12 protein-coding genes and 1 pseudogene are annotated in these 16239 nt (G+C 72.5%); 5 read left to right on the top strand and 8 right to left on the bottom strand.

Going from position 1 to position 16239, the window contains the following annotated elements; translation table 11 throughout:
• Positions 1-3: 3 nt before the first annotated feature.
• The 5 genes from M4D82_RS09085 to M4D82_RS09065 all read right to left on the bottom strand — a co-directional run bounded on the left by M4D82_RS09085 (position 4) and on the right by M4D82_RS09065 (position 6332).
• Positions 4-936, bottom strand: a complete 933-nt coding sequence (locus M4D82_RS09085; RefSeq protein ID WP_249765549.1) for a branched-chain amino acid ABC transporter permease — start codon at positions 934-936, stop codon at positions 4-6.
• A 139-nt stretch (positions 937-1075) separates the two neighbouring features.
• Complete coding sequence (locus M4D82_RS09080; RefSeq protein WP_249765548.1) at positions 1076-2311, bottom strand: branched-chain amino acid ABC transporter substrate-binding protein; 1236 nt, start codon at positions 2309-2311, stop codon at positions 1076-1078.
• A gap of 540 nt (positions 2312-2851) precedes the next feature.
• A complete protein-coding gene (locus M4D82_RS09075; protein ID WP_249765547.1) occupies positions 2852-3277 on the bottom strand; it encodes a hypothetical protein in 426 nt (141 codons plus the stop codon).
• Between the two features lie 232 nt (positions 3278-3509).
• A complete protein-coding gene (locus M4D82_RS09070; protein ID WP_249765546.1) occupies positions 3510-3989 on the bottom strand; it encodes a PaaI family thioesterase in 480 nt (159 codons plus the stop codon).
• Between the two features lie 54 nt (positions 3990-4043).
• Positions 4044-6332 carry an FdhF/YdeP family oxidoreductase gene (locus tag M4D82_RS09065; protein ID WP_249765545.1) on the bottom strand — a complete coding sequence of 763 codons (2289 nt, stop codon included), beginning with the start codon at positions 6330-6332 and terminating at the stop codon, positions 4044-4046.
• A gap of 131 nt (positions 6333-6463) precedes the next feature.
• Between M4D82_RS09065 and polA the strand changes: the two genes are divergently transcribed.
• A complete protein-coding gene (gene polA, locus M4D82_RS09060; RefSeq protein ID WP_249765544.1) occupies positions 6464-9184 on the top strand; it encodes a DNA polymerase I in 2721 nt (906 codons plus the stop codon).
• A 27-nt stretch (positions 9185-9211) separates the two neighbouring features.
• Here polA and M4D82_RS09055 read toward each other — a convergent pair whose 3' ends face one another.
• Complete coding sequence (locus tag M4D82_RS09055; RefSeq protein WP_249765543.1) at positions 9212-10087, bottom strand: DUF4184 family protein; 876 nt, start codon at positions 10085-10087, stop codon at positions 9212-9214.
• Positions 10088-10255: 168 nt separating this feature from the next.
• Between M4D82_RS09055 and M4D82_RS09050 the strand changes: the two genes are divergently transcribed.
• The 4 genes from M4D82_RS09050 (at position 10256) to pgfA (ending at position 12740) form a co-directional block, all read left to right on the top strand.
• Positions 10256-10471: a hypothetical protein gene (locus M4D82_RS09050; protein ID WP_249765542.1), complete on the top strand. Its 216-nt coding sequence runs from the start codon at positions 10256-10258 to the stop codon at positions 10469-10471.
• A 104-nt stretch (positions 10472-10575) separates the two neighbouring features.
• On the top strand, positions 10576-11520 hold the full coding sequence (locus M4D82_RS09045) for a lytic transglycosylase domain-containing protein (protein ID WP_249765541.1): 945 nt from the start codon (positions 10576-10578) through the stop codon (positions 11518-11520).
• 92 nt (positions 11521-11612) lie between these two features.
• Positions 11613-11753: an SPW_0924 family protein gene (locus tag M4D82_RS09040; RefSeq protein WP_249765540.1), complete on the top strand. Its 141-nt coding sequence runs from the start codon at positions 11613-11615 to the stop codon at positions 11751-11753.
• A 12-nt stretch (positions 11754-11765) separates the two neighbouring features.
• Positions 11766-12740 (top strand): cell envelope lipid trafficking protein PgfA, encoded by a 975-nt coding sequence (gene pgfA, locus M4D82_RS09035; RefSeq protein ID WP_249765539.1) that lies wholly within the window; start codon positions 11766-11768, stop codon positions 12738-12740.
• On the opposite strand, the pseudogene hrpB reads toward pgfA, so the two are convergent.
• Together hrpB and M4D82_RS09025 are read right to left on the bottom strand one after the other, a co-directional pair.
• A pseudogene (gene hrpB, locus M4D82_RS09030) lies at positions 12730-15257 on the bottom strand (ATP-dependent helicase HrpB). The gene pgfA and the pseudogene hrpB overlap by 11 nt on opposite strands.
• 1 nt (position 15258) lies before the next feature.
• The gene (locus tag M4D82_RS09025) at positions 15259-16113 is read right to left on the bottom strand and encodes a class I SAM-dependent methyltransferase (protein WP_249765538.1); all 855 of its coding nucleotides are present in this window, start codon (positions 16111-16113) and stop codon (positions 15259-15261) included.
• Between the last annotated feature and the right edge of the window lie 126 nt (positions 16114-16239).

Here is a 16239-nt window from a genome sequence, read left to right as displayed (position 1 = left end):
TTCTCACGCCCGATCCGCGACGCGCTCGCCGAGCAGGCCTTGGGGCCGCACGAGGAGGACGACGATGAGGAGTACGAACGCCCAGACGTTGGACCAGGCTCCACCGCCGAGCTGCTGCATGCCGGGGATCTCTTCGATGTACGCGATCGAGAGGGCCTCGGCGAGGCCGAGGACGACGCCGCCGACCATGGCGCCGTAGATGTTGCCGATGCCGCCGAGGACGGCGGCGGTGAAGGCCTTCAGCCCGAGGATGAAGCCCATCTCGAAGTTGATCTGGCCCTTGTCGAGGCCGTAGGCGACGGCGGCGACGGCGGCGAACGCGGCACCGATGGCGAAGGCCATGACGATGATGCGGTCGGTGTTGATGCCCATCAGCTTCGCGGTGTCGGGGTCCTGCGCGGTGGCCTGCATGGCGCGGCCGCTGCGGCTCTTGGAGACGAAGACGCCGAGGGCGAGCATGCAGAGCGGGGCGAGGATGAGGACGAAGAGGTCCGCGCGCTGGATGGCCAGGCTGTCGGTGATCTTGAAGGCGGCTCCCTTGAACTCGGGGAAGCTGACTGCCTTCTTGGCGTCCGGGTAGAACTGCCAGACGAGCTGCTGGAGCGCGATCGAGAGGCCGATTGCGGTGATGAGCGGGGCGAGCCGTGGTGCGCTGCGCAGGGGGCGGTAGGCGAAGCGTTCGGCCGCGGTGGCGACGAGGACCGAGGCGAGCGCGCCTCCGACGATCATGACGGGTATCGCGACCAGTAGGGAGGTGCCGGTCGGGAGGATGGCGTAGGCGGTGAGCGCGCCGAAGCCGCCGATCATGAAGATCTCGCCGTGGGCGAAGTTGATGAGCTGGACGATGCCGTAGACCATGGTGTACCCGATGGCGATGAGGCCATAAAGGGCACCGAGGGCAAGGCCGTTGGCCAGCTGTTGCGGCAGTTCGTGCACCGCAGGGCCTCCGATGAGCGTGTCGGATAAGACTCCGCGCGAGGGCGCTGTTTGCGCCCTCGCGCGGCTGGTTCTTTTGAGGGGGGTCCGGCCGCGGGGGGCGGATCGGACCGGGGGTCCCGTCAGGCGGGACGTGTGATTACTGGTTGAAGGTGTCGCTCTTGACGTCGATCCACTTGCCGCCCTCGACCTTGTAGACCGTGAGCTGCTTGTTGGTGGTGTCGCCGTACTGGTCGAAGGCGACCTTGCCGGTCACGCCTTCGAAGGAGACCTTGGCGAGGGCCTCGACGACCTTGGCGCGGGCGTCGGCCGGGAGCTTGCCGCTGTTGGCGTTGACGACGGCCTTGACGGCCTGGATGACGGCCCAGCCGGCGTCGTAGGAGTAGCCACCGTAAGCGGCGTACGGGTCCTTGTAGCCGCCGGCCTGGTAGTCGGCGATGAAGGTCTTGGCGGTGGGGAGCTTCTCGACGGGGTAGCCGATGGAGGTGGAGAGGTCGCCCTCGTTGGCCTCGCCGGAGGCGGTGATGAAGGCGGGGTCCTGGATGCCGTCGCCGCCCATGAGCGGGACGTTGGCGCCCGTCTTCTTGATCTGGTCGGCGAGCAGGCCGCCCTCGGGGTACTGGCCGCCGAAGTAGACGGAGTCGGCGCCCGTGCTCTTGACCTTGTCGGCGGTGGAGGAGAAGTCGGTCTCCTTCACGGTGACGTGGTCGGTGCCGACGACCTCGCCGCCGAGCTTCTTGAACTCGTCGGAGAAGATCGCGGCCAGGCCGGCGCCGTAGGTCTGCTTGTCGTCGACGACGAAGACCTTCTTCTTGCCGGCGTCCTTGAAGAGGTACTGGGCGGCGAACTTGCCCTGGACCACGTCGGTGGCGGCGGTGCGGAAGTAGGTGGGGAAAGGGCGCTTGAATTCGCCCTTGCCCCAGTTGTCGCCCTGGCTGAGCGCGGGGTTGGTGTTGGCCGGGGAGACCTGCGCGAGGTTCGCCGAGGCGAAGACGCCCTGCATCTGCTGGGCCACGCCGGAGTTCAGCGGGCCGACGACGCCGAGGACGTCCTTGTTGCCGACGAGCTTGGTGGCGTTGGCCTGACCGGAGGCGGGGACCGCCTGGTCGTCGAGGGCTTCGACCTTGAACTCGATGCCGGGGACCTCGTTGTTCTTGTTGGCCGTTTTGGCCGCGAGGTCGACGGAGTTCTTGATGCCCTGGCCGAGGGCGGAGAGCGAGCCAGTGAGGGGAGCGTCCACGCCGATGACGACGACGGTCTTCTTGCCGCCGGAGTTGTCCCCGGACTTCGCCTCATCGCGCGATCCGCAGGCGGTGAGGGTCAGTGCTCCCGTGGTGATCACGGTGGTGAGGACGAGCAAAGAACGGTGTCGCACGATTCTTCCTTTCCCTGGCGCGGCTCCCTCTGTGAGGTGCCGTTCGGTCGCCGGGCCGCACTGGGATGTACAGCGGCCGTGCTGGTCGCGCCCAGCGGCGCGGTGACTGGCCGTGACTCTAGGCCCGAGGTGGTGAAAGCGGGGAGCGGAGAAAGGAGGATGTGACGCTCTTGTTATGCCAAGGCCAAGAATGTGTGCCGGGAGTGTGGACAGAACGGACATTTACTGGCGTTGGAGGGCGTCCGCATGGTGAGAAGTACCTGTTCCTCTAAGGGGCTTGAGGCCTCCATGCACCTGTCTTAGATCAAATTCGGCCGAATGTGGCTGCGTGTGTCCGTAGGAATCCATCGGGTGGCCATTCTCAGTGGATAAAGGGGATTCCGTACGGCATTTCCATTACGCAGTGTGATCATCCGGCGGGAGGTGCTGAAGTCCGGTGGATCGCGTGCCGATCTCGAAAGCGCTGGTCACCGGCGGTTCGGCGGTTCGGCGGCAGGTGCCCGGAAGCCGGACAGCGCGCTCGGATTGCGGTGACCTGGGTCACGTCGGAGGGTGTCGGTTCCCGGAGCTCCCCGTCGCGCCGTTCTGCTCGGCGCAGCGCTGCGCCACGAACCGGTCGATCAGCTCAAGTGCCTTGTCCCGCCCGGCCGTTCGCTCCTCGGCGCGTCCTGCGGCCACCGCGTCCTCGTGGATCGCGTACTGGTCGTTGGACAGCCCCTTCTGCTCCCAGTCCAAGCCCGACCACTTCGTGCCCAGGAGCGTCTCCTTCGCCCAGTAGGACACGAGGCTGGTGCAGATCTGTGCGGGCGAGGAGGGGGTCGGGGTGGAGCCGTCCGCCGGGCTGTGCGGGCCTGCCGCCGGGGGTGGGGCGGAACGTGCGCATCCGGTCGGGGCGCCGGTCAAGGCGAGCGCCGCGAGGAGGGTGGTGGCGGCGTAGCGGACCGTGGAACGTGGCGGTGTCCCCATGAGGGGACGGTAGGCGGTCACCATCGGTGACACAACAGATGCGGACGCGGCGGGTGCGGAGTGGCGGATTCCGGGCGGGTGGCGGGAAGAAGCGCGTGCGGGCGGAGTCGATAAAGGGGGAAGAAACGGGCGCAGGCCCGGACGCGCGCCGCCGGTGGGGGCGGGGCGTCCGGGCCTGCCGTACGTGAGGGGGTGGGGCGCGGCGCAGGCGGGGCCAGGGGCGGGGGCCGGTTCAGGCTCCGGTGGCGGCCTGGCCGCCGTCCGTCTCGCGCAGCAGGCAGGTCAGGCGGGCGCTGCACACGCGCCGGTCCTGGTCGTCGGAGATCACGATCTCGTAGGTGGCGGTGGAGCGGCCGCGGTGGACGGGGGTGGCGACGCCGGTGACGATGCCGGAGCGGGCGCCGCGGTGGTGGGTGCAGTTGAGGTCCACGCCGACGGCGATCTTGCCGATGCCGCCGTGCATCATCGCGCCGATCGAGCCGAGGGTTTCGGCCAGGACGGCGGAGGCGCCGCCGTGCAGCAGTCCGTAGGGCTGGGTGTTGCCCTTGACCGGCATGGTGCCCACGACCCGCTCGGCGGAGGCCTCCAGGACGCGGATCTCCATCCGCTCGCCCAGGTCGCCCGCCGAGAAGAGGGAGGGCAGGTCGATGCCCAGGGCCGCGTACTCGTCGAGGACTTCTTGCGGGAACTTCACTGCGTGCTGCTCGCCCATGGGCCGGCTCCGTTCGTCAACGCTCGTTAACCATCTTGTCCTGAGGTCGTTCTATCAGGCCGGTTCGAAGCGGATGACGACGGACTTGCTCGCGGGGGTGTTGCTGACGTCGGCGGTGGAGTCCAGGGGCACCAGCACGTTCGTCTCGGGGTAGTACGCGGCCGCGCAGCCGCGCGCGGTCGGGTAGTGCACGACGCGGAAGCCGGGGGCGCGCCGCTCCACGCCGTCCTTCCACTCGCCGACCAGGTCGGTGTACGAGCCGTCGGCCAGGCCCAGCTCGGCCGCGTCCTCGGGGTTGACCAGGACGACGCGGCGGCCGCCGGTGATGCCGCGGTAGCGGTCGTCGAGGCCGTAGATCGTGGTGTTGTACTGGTCGTGGCTGCGCAGGGTCTGCAGGAGCAGCCGGCCGGCGGGGACCTTGGGGTATTCGACGGGGGCGGCGGTGAAGTTGGCCTTGCCGGTCTTGGTGGGGAAGCGGCGCTCGTCGCGCGGGGCGTGGGGGAGGCGGAAGCCCTCGGGGCGGGCCGCGCGCGCGTTGAAGTCCTCGAAGCCGGGGACCACGCGGGAGATCCGGTCACGGATGGTGGCGTAGTTCCGCTCGAACTCCTCCCACGGCGTCTTCGAGCCGGCGCCGAGGACGGCGCGCGCCATGCGGGCGACGATGGCGGGCTCGGAGAGCAGGTGCGGGGAGGCGGGGGCGAGGTTGCCGCGCGAGGCGTGGACCATGCCCATGGAGTCCTCGACGGTCACGAACTGCACTGTGCCCTTTTTGCCGATACCCGACGCTTGGACGTCCTTGTCGGTGCGGCCGAGGGTGGGCAGGATCAGGGCGCGCCGGCCGGTGACCGCGTGGGAGCGGTTGAGCTTGGTGGAGACGTGCACGGTCAGGGAGGCGCGGCGGATGGCGGCCTCGGTGACGGCGGTGTCGGGGGTGGCGCCGACGAAGTTGCCGCCCATGGCGAAGAGGACCTTGGCCTTGCCGTCGCGCAGGGCCTCGATGGAGCGGACGACGTCGTAGCCGTGGTGGCGCGGCGAGGTGATGCCGAATTCCTTGTCCAGGGCGTCGAGGAAGGCCGGGGCCGGGCGTTCGAAGATGCCCATGGTGCGGTCGCCCTGGACGTTGGAGTGGCCGCGGACGGGGCAGACGCCGGCGCCGGGGCGGCCGATGTCGCCGCGCAGCAGGAGCAGGTTGACGACTTCGCGGATGGTGGCGACGGAGTGCTTGTGCTGGGTGAGGCCCATGGCCCAGCAGACGATGGTGCGCTTCGAGGCGAGGATCATCGCGAGGGCGGCTTCGATGTCGGGGCGGGTCAGGCCGGTGGCCCTGAGGGTCTCGTCCCAGTCGGTCGCGGCCACGGCGGCGGCGAGTTCCTCGTATCCGTGGGTGTGCTCGCGGACGAAGTCGTGGTCGACGGCGCCTTCGGTCTCGATGACGAGTTTGTTGAGGAGGCGGAAGAGGGCCTGGTCGCCGCCGATGCGGATCTGGAGGAAGAGGTCGTTGAGGGCGGTGCCCTTGAGCATGCCGAGGGGGGTCTGCGGGTTCTTGAACCGCTCCATGCCGGCCTCGGGCAGCGGGTTCACCGAGATGATCCGCGCGCCGGCTTCCTTGGCCTTCTCCAGCGCGGAGAGCATGCGGGGGTGGTTGGTGCCGGGGTTCTGTCCGGCGACGATGATCAGTTCGGCCTGGTGGAGGTCTTCGAGGGAGACGCTGCCCTTGCCGATGCCGATGGTCTCGTTGAGCGCGGAGCCGGAGGACTCGTGGCACATGTTGGAGCAGTCGGGCAGGTTGTTCGTGCCGAACTCGCGGGCGAAGAGCTGGAAGAGGAACGCGGCCTCGTTGCTGGTGCGGCCCGAGGTGTAGAAGAGGGCCTCGTCGGGGGAGGCGAGGGCGCGCAGCTCTTCGGCGATGATCTCGAAGGCCCGCTCCCAGGGGACGGCCTCGTACCGGTCGGAGCCTTCGGCGAGGTACATGGGCTGGGTGATGCGGCCCTGCTGGCCGAGCCAGTAGCCGGAGCGGCCGGCCAGGTCGGTCAGGGGGTGCCGGGCGAAGAACTCCGGGGTGACCCGGCGCAGGGTCGCCTCCTCGGCGACGGCCTTGGCGCCGTTCTCGCAGAACTCCGCCGTGTGCCGCTTGTCGCCCTCGGGCCAGGCGCAGCCGGGGCAGTCGAAGCCGTCCTTCTGGTTGACCTTGAGGAGGGTGCGGGCGGTGCGGGCGAGGCCCATCTGCTGCTGGGCGATCTTCAGGGTGTGGCCGATGGCGGGCAGACCGGCCGCGGCGTGCTGGGGAGGCGCGACCTGCGGCGCGTCCTGTACGGGATCACCTGCGGGCGGCTTGGTGGCCATGTCGGCTCCCCTTCGAGCTTCCTGGGCGGTGCGGTGTCTTCCGGTGCGGTTCTTCCTGTGGACGATCCTGTCACGCTCCGCCGACATCGCCGAAGCCGGGAATGTCGGCGGTGGCGCCTAGGATCGGGGACGTGGCAGAGAACGCATCGAAGAAGACCGACCAGACGACCGCAGCGGACCGCCCCCGCCTGATGCTCATGGACGGGCACTCCCTGGCGTACCGGGCGTTCTTCGCGCTGCCCGCGGAGAACTTCACGACCGCGACGGGCCAGCCGACGAACGCCATCTACGGCTTCGCGTCGATGCTGGCGAACACGCTGCGCGACGAGGCGCCCACGCATTTCGCGGTGGCGTTCGACGTGTCGCGCAAGACGTGGCGCTCGACGGAGTTCCCCGAGTACAAGGCGAACCGTTCCAAGACCCCCGACGAGTTCAAGGGGCAGGTCGAGCTGATCGGCGAGCTCCTCGACGCGATGCACGTGCCGCGCTTCGCGATCGACGGCTTCGAGGCCGACGACGTGATCGCGACGCTGGCGACGCAGGCCGAGGCCCTCGGCTTCGAGGTGCTGATCGTCACCGGCGACCGGGACTCCTTCCAGCTGGTCTCCGAGCACACCACCGTCCTCTACCCGACCAAGGGCGTCTCCGAGCTGACCCGCTTCACCCCGGAGAAGGTCGAGGAGAAGTACGGGCTGACCCCGCAGCAGTACCCGGACTTCGCGGCGCTGCGCGGTGACCCGTCCGACAACCTGCCGGGCATCCCGGGCGTCGGCGAGAAGACCGCCGCCAAGTGGATCACCCAGTTCGGGTCGTTCAAGGAGCTGGTGGAGCGCGCCGAGGAGGTCAAGGGCAAGGCCGGGCAGAACTTCCGGGACCACCTGGAGGCCGTCAAGCTCAACCGGGTCCTGACCGAGATGGTCAAGGACGTCGAGCTGGAGAAGTCCCCGGCCGACCTGACCCGGCTGCCGTACGACCGCGGTGCGGTCACCGCCGTGCTGGACGTGCTGGAGATCCGTAACGCCTCGCTGCGCGAGCGGCTGCTGGCCGTGGACCCGGGCGCGGCCGAGGAGCAGGCCCCGGCCCCGGCGGCCGGTGTGGAGATCGACGGTTCGGCGCTGGGCGCGGGCGAGCTGGCGCCGTGGCTCGAAGCGCACGCGGGCGGCCCCCTCGGGGTGTCCACCGTCGACAGCTGGGCCCTGGGCCAGGGCAACGTCAGCGAGATCGCGTTGGCCGCCGCCGGGGGCGCCGCCGCCTGGTTCGAGCCGTCCGCGTTGGACGAGGCCGACGAGAAGGCGTTCGCCGCCTGGGCCGCCGACCCGGGGCGGCCCAAGGTCGTGCACAACGCGAAGGGCCTGATGCGGGTCTTCCCCGAGCACGGCTGGACGCTGGCCGGCGTCACCATGGACACCGCCCTCGCCGCCTACCTGGTCAAGCCGGGCCGCCGCTCCTTCGCGCTGGACGCCCTGTCCAACGAGTACCTGCACCGCGAGCTGGCGCCCCCGGCCGCCGACGGTCAACTGGCCTTCGGCGCCGACGAGAGCGCCGAGGCCGACGCGCTGATGGCGCAGGCCCGCGCCGTCCTCGACCTGGGCGACGCGTTCACCGCCCGCCTCGCCGAGGTCGGCGCCGTGGAGCTGCTCCACGAGATGGAGCTGCCCACCTCCGAGCTGCTGGCCCGGCTGGAGCGGGCCGGCATCGCCGCCGACCGCGACCACCTCGAAGCCATGGAGCAGCAGTTCGCGGGCGCCGTGCAGCAGGCGGTGAAGGAGGCGCACGCGGCGGTCGGCCACGAGTTCAACCTCGGCTCGCCCAAGCAGCTCCAGGAGGTCTTCTTCGGGGAGCTGGACCTGCCCAAGACGAAGAAGACGAAGACCGGCTACACCACGGACGCCGACGCGCTGGCCTGGCTGGCCACGCAGACCGACCACGAACTGCCCGTGATCATGCTGCGCCACCGTGAGCAGGCCAAGCTGCGCGTCACCGTCGAGGGCCTGGTCAAGTCCATCGCCCCCGACGGCCGGGTGCACACCAGCTTCAGCCAGATCGTCGCCGCGACGGGCCGGCTGTCCTCCACCGACCCGAACCTGCAGAACGTGCCGGTGCGCACCGACGAGGGGCGTGCCATCCGGCGCGGGTTCGTCGTCGGCGAGGGCTACGAGTCCCTCATGACCGCCGACTACAGCCAGATCGAGCTGCGCGTCATGGCCCACCTCTCCGAGGACGAGGGTCTGATCGAGGCGTTCCTGTCGGGCGAGGACCTGCACACCACCGTCGCCTCCCACGTGTTCGCGGTGGAGCGCTCCGCGGTCGACGCCGAGATGCGCCGCAAGATCAAGGCCATGTCCTACGGTCTGGCGTACGGGCTGTCCGCGTTCGGTCTCGCCCAGCAGCTGAACATCGAGCCCGCCGAGGCGCGCGGCCTGATGGAGAACTTCTTCCTGCGGTTCGGCGGGGTGCGCGACTATCTCCAGCGGGTCGTCGAGGAAGCCCGCGCCACCGGCTACACGGCCACCGTCTTCGGCCGCCGCCGCTACCTGCCGGACCTCAACAGCGACAACCGTCAGCGCCGTGAGGCCGCCGAGCGGATGGCGCTGAACGCCCCGATCCAGGGCACCGCCGCCGACATCGTCAAGGTCGCCATGCTGCGGGTCGACAAGGCGCTGAGCGAGGGCGGGCTGCGCTCGCGCATGCTGCTCCAGGTGCACGACGAAATCGTGCTGGAGATCGCTCCCGGGGAGCGCGAGCGCGTCGAGGAGCTGGTGCGCCGCGAGATGGGTGCCGCCGTCGAGCTGCGGGCCCCGCTGGACGTGTCGGTGGGCGTCGGTCCCGACTGGGAGTCCGCCGCGCACTGACGGTTCCGTCCCGCCACGCCCGTCCCGCTACGCCCGTCCCCGCCCGGCGGTGGGGACGGGCGTCGGCGTTCGCACGTCCGGCCGGCCGGGGGTGCGGCGGCCCGGCCGGTGGCGCAGCCGTACGAGGGCCCCGTAGAGGAGCAGTCCGACGGCGAGGCCGCCGCCCGCGCCGAAACAGACGGTCGGGATGATGTCGAACGGGGTGCGGATCCGGTCGAAGAACGTGAAGAAGCGGATCACCCGCAGCGTGACCCCGACCGCCACACACCCCAACACCAGCAGGGCCGCACCCCACGACTCCGCGCGGCCCAGGACCGGTACGGACGGCGGGGCGGGCGTGGCCGGAAGCCGGCGCAGGGCGCTCACCGTAAACCACACCAGGGCGCAGGCGGCGAGCGCCGAAGTGCCGTACTGGAGGAAGGAGTAGAGGGGCAGACCGAGGGCGAACGGCTCACCGAGGGCGGGCAGTGCGTCGGTGCCCCAGCGGTCGTGGTGCGTGAAGCTGTCCCACACCACGTGGGTCAGGGAGCCGGCCACCGCCGAGAGGTAGAACCACAGTGCGAGCGCGGGCCACTTCCGCCGTCGCCAGGGTTCACCGCGCACGAAGGCGTGCACCCGGCCCCGCCAGGCCTCGGGCACGAGCGCGACGAGCGGCTCGCGCAGCAGCAGCCAACACGCGGCGAGCACGGCGGTCAGGACCGCGTCGACGGTGAGCACACCCGTCAGGGAATGCGTGAAGTGCCCGTAGCCCATGAAGCCTTCGACGACGGCGTCGACGAAGAAGACCGTGTCCGGCGCGAACGAGCCGAGAACCAGGGCCGACGCGACCCACGCACCTCGCGCCCGCCCGCTGCGGCGGATGGCCGGAAGTACGGCCGCCGCGTGGCTGAGTGTGAACGGCATGGGCTCTGACCTCGCTTCCCTCTCGTCGGCACAGTATGCGTGACCTGCGAGGAGACGTGGGGATCCGGTGAACAAGCCCGCACGATGCGTGCCGTGTGCAGGGAGTTGTCGTAGGGTCACGCGAACGTTTGGACGCCTGGACGTGACGCCTAGGGGAGGGTTCGGCTGATGTCGGCACGAATATTCGGACGCGGCCTGCGCCGCGGTGCGGCCGCCGCTCTGGTCTCGGCTCTGGTGGCCGCCGCGATGACGGCCTCTCAGGGGCCCGGCGGCGGCCGGAGCGCGGATCGGGCGCAGGCGGACGGGGGCCAGGCGCAGCCCGTCGCCGACGCGGGCGCCGCGCCCGGCGGGGACAGCGCCTACTTCACCGAACTGCCGCCCTGATCAGCCCCGAGCCGCCCGCCGTCCTCCTGCCGGAGGGTGCCGCCGCCCCGGGCGCGGCGAGCCCGTCGCCGGCCGCGCCCGCGCCGGCGCCGAGCGTGGTGCCGGTGGTGGAGCCGGTCATCGAGGGCGCGCAGGGCATACCCGCGAGCGTGCTCGCCGCGTACCGGCGGGCCGAGCAGCGGGTGGGGGAGAACGACCCGGGATGCGGCCTGCGTTGGCAGTTGCTCGCGGCGATCGGGAAGGTCGAGTCCGGCCAGGCGCGCGGCGGACAGGTGGACACCGCCGGGACGACGCTACGGCCCATCCTGGGGCCGGTCCTCGACGGCAACGGCTTCGCGAACATCTCCGACACCGACGGCGGCGCATACGACGGCGACACCCGCCACGACCGGGCCGTCGGGCCGATGCAGTTCATCCCGTCCACCTGGGCGGCGTGGGGGCAGGACGCGAACGGCGACGGCCGGCGCGACCCGAACAACGTCCACGACGCGGCCCTGGCCGCCGGCCGCTACCTGTGCGCCGGCAACCGTGATCTGCGCGTCGGGGCGGACCTGGACCGGGCGGTGCTCTCGTACAACCAGTCCGCCGCGTACCTGCGGACGGTGCGGTCCTGGTTCGCGTACTACCTCCAGGGCGCGCACGAGGTCCCGGACACCGGCGGCTCCGGCACGGGCCCCGCAGCGCCGGCCGGCCGCCCGACGGACCCGAAACCGCACCCGACGCCGACGCCGACGCCGACGCCGACGCCGACCCCCACGCCCACGCCCTCGCCGGACCCGAAGCCCACCCCGACGCCGACGCCGACGCCTTCCCCGAAGCCGACCCCCACGCCGACCCCGACCCCCACCCCGAAGCCGACCCCCACGACCACCCCCACCCCGAAGCCCACCCCGTCCGGCAGTCCGTCCCCGGGGGTCCCCACCCCGTCGGCCTCGCCGTCCGCGTCGCCCACCGCCTCACCGACGGCCTCACCGACGGCCTCGCCGAAGACGAGCCCGAGCCGCACGACCACCCCCACCCCCAGCCCCACCCCCACGCCGAGGCCCTGACCCCCGTCCCACCCGACGGTTCTCATCTCGGCCCCGCGTTGCTACGGTGCCCCCTCTCTGACGTTCCATCAGATTCCGGGAGGGCCACCGGCATGCGCGCACTCGTCGCCGCCGCCATCGGGCTGGCCGCCGCGCTGGCCCTCGTCCTCGCCGTCACGGCGGTCGGGGTGCCGGAGGGCAAGACCTCGCCCAAGCCACTGCTCACCACCGCGCCCCCCGCGCCCGGAAAGTAGAGGAGGCCCGGCATGAGACGCAGAGCGAGCCTCGTCCTGCTCGCCCTCGCCGTGTTCTGCGCGGCCCTGGCACCGCTGCTGCGCTGGTACGCGTACCCGAGGCTGGCGAAGATCCCGCCCGAGCAGTACCAGGAGATGGTCCTGGAGGCCAAGGACGCCACCCTCCTCGACTACGCGGGCGGCATGCAGCCGAAGAAGGTCGACAAGGTCACCATCGTCCAGACGCTCAAGGGCAACGTCGAGGCGTCGAAGGAGATCGAGGCCGACGCCGGCAAGGACGTCGTCGTCTGGGACACGCTGTCGTACATCATCGGGCCGGACGGCAAGATGGTCTCCCAGATCCCCGAGCGCTACATCTTCGACGCCCACACCCAGGACCCGGTGCACGCGACCGGCGAGATGGTCGACGGGGACCCGGTCACACGTGAGGGCATCGAGTTCAAGTGGCCCTTCTTCACCGAGCCGCGCGACTACCTCTACTTCGACGCCCAGACGCGCACCTCCTCGCCGATCCACTACGTCGGCCCGCGCACCTACCGGGGCATGGAGGTCTACTACTTCGAGCAGACCGTCCCCTGGACCAAGGTGCCCATGCCGAAGAAGATGCCGATCGAGGGCATCGACCCCGCGACGATCGAGCAGAGCACCGGCACCAGCCTCTGGTACACGGTCAAGGCGATGTTCTGGGTCGACCCGGTGACGGGGGCTCCCGTCAACGCCGAGCAGCAGATCCGGCAGGAGATGCGCGGCGGCATCGCGGCGGGCGGCCCCGACGGCAAGCTCACCGCCTTCGCCGGGCACGTGAAGATGCGGCCCGACTACGCCGACCACACCTTCGAGCTGGTCTCCGCGAACCGTACGAAGGTCCTCGCCCTGCACACCTACGCCCCCGCCGGCTCCGCCCTCGTCGGGCTGGCGCTCCTCGCGCTCGCCCTGTGGCTGGAGGCGCGCGGCCGACGCGAGAAGGCAGGGGAACTCACCGCCTGAGCCGGGCGTTGGTGTGCCGGGTCGGCTCGGCGGTCGAGGGGTCCTCGGGCCACGGGTGCTTCGGGTAGCGGCCCCGCAGCTCCGCGCGCACGGCCCGGTAGCCGCCCTGCCAGAAGGACGCCAGGTCGGCGGTGACGGCGGCCGGCCGGCCGGCGGGCGACAGCAGGTGCACCAGTACGGGAACCCCCGCCACCCTCGGCGTCTCGGCCAGCCCGAACAGCTCCTGGAGCTTCACCGCCAGGACGGGCTGCCCGCCGCCGTCGCCGTAGTCCACCCGTATCCGCGAACCGCTCGGCACCTCGATCCGCTCCGGGGCCAGCTCGTCCAGCCGGGCCGCCTCACCCTCGGCCCAGGGCAGCAGCCGGTTCAGGGCCTGACCGGCGTCGATCCGGCCGAGGTCGGCGCGGCGCCGGGCCCGCGACAGCTCCGGCTCCAGCCAGTCGTCGGCCCGCTCCACCAGCTCCTCCTCCCCGGCCACGTCGGGCCAGGCCCCGCCCCGCACGCGGTGCAGGAACGCCAGCCGGGCCCGTAGCGCCCGCGCGTCGGGGGACCAGCGCAGCAGGTCCAGGCCCTCGGCGCGCAGCCCGGCCAGCAGGGCGGCCCGTACCGCCGCCGGATCGGGATCCCGCAGCGGGCGCGTGACCAGCTCGATCGCCCCGAGCCGCTCGGCGGAGCGGGCGACCACGTCGCCGTCCTCCCAGCGCACCTCCGCGCCGGAGGTCAGCAGGTGCGCGGCGGCCTCCCGCGCCGTGCCGGCGTCGATCGGCGCGGCCAGCCGGACCCGCGCCGACGCCGCGTGCGGGGCCCGGTCGGCGACGGCCACCGCCAGCCAGGGCGCGTCGCGCAGCGCGGACGCGCCGTCCGGCTCGGCTCCCGTCCCCGAGGCCATGAGGAACGCGCCCGCGCCGCGCGCCCGCGCCACCCGCTCCGGGAAGGCCAGGGCCGCGACCAGCCCGGCCGCCGCGTCGTCACCGAGCCGCGCGCCGGCGGTGGCCGCGGACTCACCCGAGCCCACCGCCCGCTCCAGCCGGCGCGCCTCGGCCCGCCAGCGGGCGGCGTACGCGTCCCCGCCGGCCCGCGCCGTCCGCCAGGCGCCCGCCAGGTCGTCCCCGTACCCGCGCGGCGGCTCCTCGCTCAGCAGGGCCACCACCTCCGCGGTCCGCCGCGCGCCCAGCACCGCGGCCCCGTCCAGCAGGGCCCGCGCGAGCCGCGGGTGCACGCCCATGCGGACCATGCGCCGCCCGCGCGACGTGGGGCGCCCGGTCGCGTCCACCGCCCCGACGGCGGTCAGCACCTCCCGGGCGGCGGCCATGGCCCCGGCCGGCGGCGGATCCGGCAGCGCCAGCCCCGACGCGTCCGGGTCGCCCCAGCAGGCGGCCTCCAGCGCGAAGCGCGCCAGGTCCGCGACGCGGATCTCCGGCGCGGGGAAAGCCGGCAGCCGCCCGTCCTCCGCCCGGTCCCAGCAGCGGTACACCGCCCCGGGCGCCTCCGCCCGGCGCGGCCCGCGCGCTGGCGGCCCGCCGCGCGGGACGCCCGTACCGTCGCGAGCGCCCCCAGCCCCCGGGCGTGGTCGACCCGGGGCTCGCGGGCCAGGCCGCTGTCCACGACCACCCGGACGCCCGGCACCGTCAGGCTGGACTCCGCGACCGCCGTCGCCAGGATCACCCGGCGGTGCTCCGAGGCCGTCAGCGCCGCCTCCTGTACCTGCGCCGGCGCCCGACCGTGCAACTGGAGCACGTGCGCGTCCACCCCGCCGAGCAGCCCGGCGACCTTCGCCAGCTCGCCCACCCCGGGCAGGAAGCACAGCACGTCACCCGAACGCTCGCCGAGCGCCCGCCGCACCACCGACGCCACGTGCGCCAGCTGCGCCGGATCCACCCGCATCCCGTGCGGCGGTCGCACCGGCCGCGCCGGCGGCGCCCACACCGTCTCCACCGGGTACGCGACCCCGGCCGCCTCCACCACCGGGGCGTCCCCGTCCGCGCCCCCCAGCAGAGCGGCCCAGCCGGCCGCGTCGGTCGTCGCGGAGGCCGCCACCAGCCGCAGGTCCGGGCGCAGGGTCTCCCGTACGTCCAACAGGAACGCGGCGGCGGTGTCGGCGTCGAGGTGCCGCTCGTGGCACTCGTCCAGGACCACCACGTCCACGCCGGCCAGTTCCTGGTCCCGCTGGAGGCGCTGGAGCAGCACACCGGTGGTGACCACCTCCACGACCGTGTCCGGGCCCGCGACCCGCTCCCCGCGCACCGTGAAGCCGACGGAGCCGCCGACGGCCTCGCCCAGCAGCCAGGCCATCCGCCGCGCCGCCGCCCGTGCCGCGATCCGCCGGGGCTCGGCGACGAGCACCCGGCGCCGTACGCCGCCCCCCACCAGCCCCGCCAGTACCAGCGGCACCAGCGTCGTCTTGCCGGTGCCGGGCGGGGCGCACAGCACGGCGGCGCCGCGGGCGTCCAGGGCCGCGGCGAGCGCGGGGAGGACCTCCCGTACGGGCAGGGCGTCGAGGGCGGCGGTACGGATCACGTCAGTCGCGCTCGCAGACGAAGATCGCGGTCCCGGGGATCAGGTTGCCGCGCAGCGGGGACCAGCCGCCCCACTCCTGGTCGTTCCAGGCCGGCCACTCCGGTTCGACGAGGTCCACGAGGCGGAAGCCGCCCGCCACCACGTCCCGGACCCGGTCGCCGAGGGTGCGGTGGTGCTCGACGTAGACGGCGCGGCCCTCCTCGTCCTGCTCGACGTACGGCGTCCGGTCGAAGTAGGACGCGGAGACGGACAGGCCCTCGGGGCCGGGCTCGTCGGGGAAGGCCCAGCGGATGGGGTGGGTGACGGAGAAGACCCAGCGGCCGCCGGGGCGCAGGACGCGGTGCACCTCGCGCATGACGTTGACCGGGTCGGCGACGAAGGGGACCGCCCCGTAGGCGGAGCACGCCAGGTCGAAGGAGGCGTCGCGGAAGGGCAGCCGGCCGGCGTCCGCCTCGACCAGCGGGATGCCGCCGCCGATGCGCAGGGCGTGCTGGAGCTGGCGGTGCGAGAGGTCCAGGGCCACCGGGCGGGCGCCGCGCGCGGCGAGCCAGCGCGCGCACTGGGCGGCGCCGGCGCCGATCTCCAGGACGTCCTTGTCCTTGAGGGAGTCGGCGGGGCCCAGCAGGGCGGCGTCGGCCTCGTCGAGGCCCTCGGGGCCCCAGATGAAGCGGTCGTCGCCGAGGAAGGCGCCGTGCTCGCTCTGGTACTCGTCGGCGTTGCGGTCCCACCAGCCCCGGCTCGCGCGGCTGCTCTCCGCCTCCCCGGCGTCACGTCGGGTGGCCTCGGCGTCGTCGGCGTCCAGGGCGGCGCCGTCGGACGCGTACGCGTCCTGGGGGGAGTGGTCCTCTTGGTTCATGGGGCCCGTCGTCGTAGTCTGCGGATGGGTGGCGTAAGAGATGTGTGGCGAATGTGGACGGCCCATCACGGCGTCCCCGCACACGAATTGTGCCGGTTATGCGGTGATCCGCCCGCGGTGTGCGCC

Source organism: Streptomyces sp. RerS4 (genome assembly GCF_023515955.1).
In the GTDB taxonomy this organism is placed as follows: Bacteria; Actinomycetota; Actinomycetes; order Streptomycetales; family Streptomycetaceae; genus Streptomyces.
The sequence above is the reverse complement of the archived record's forward strand: the minus strand, read 5'-3'. Positions and strand labels throughout refer to the sequence as shown.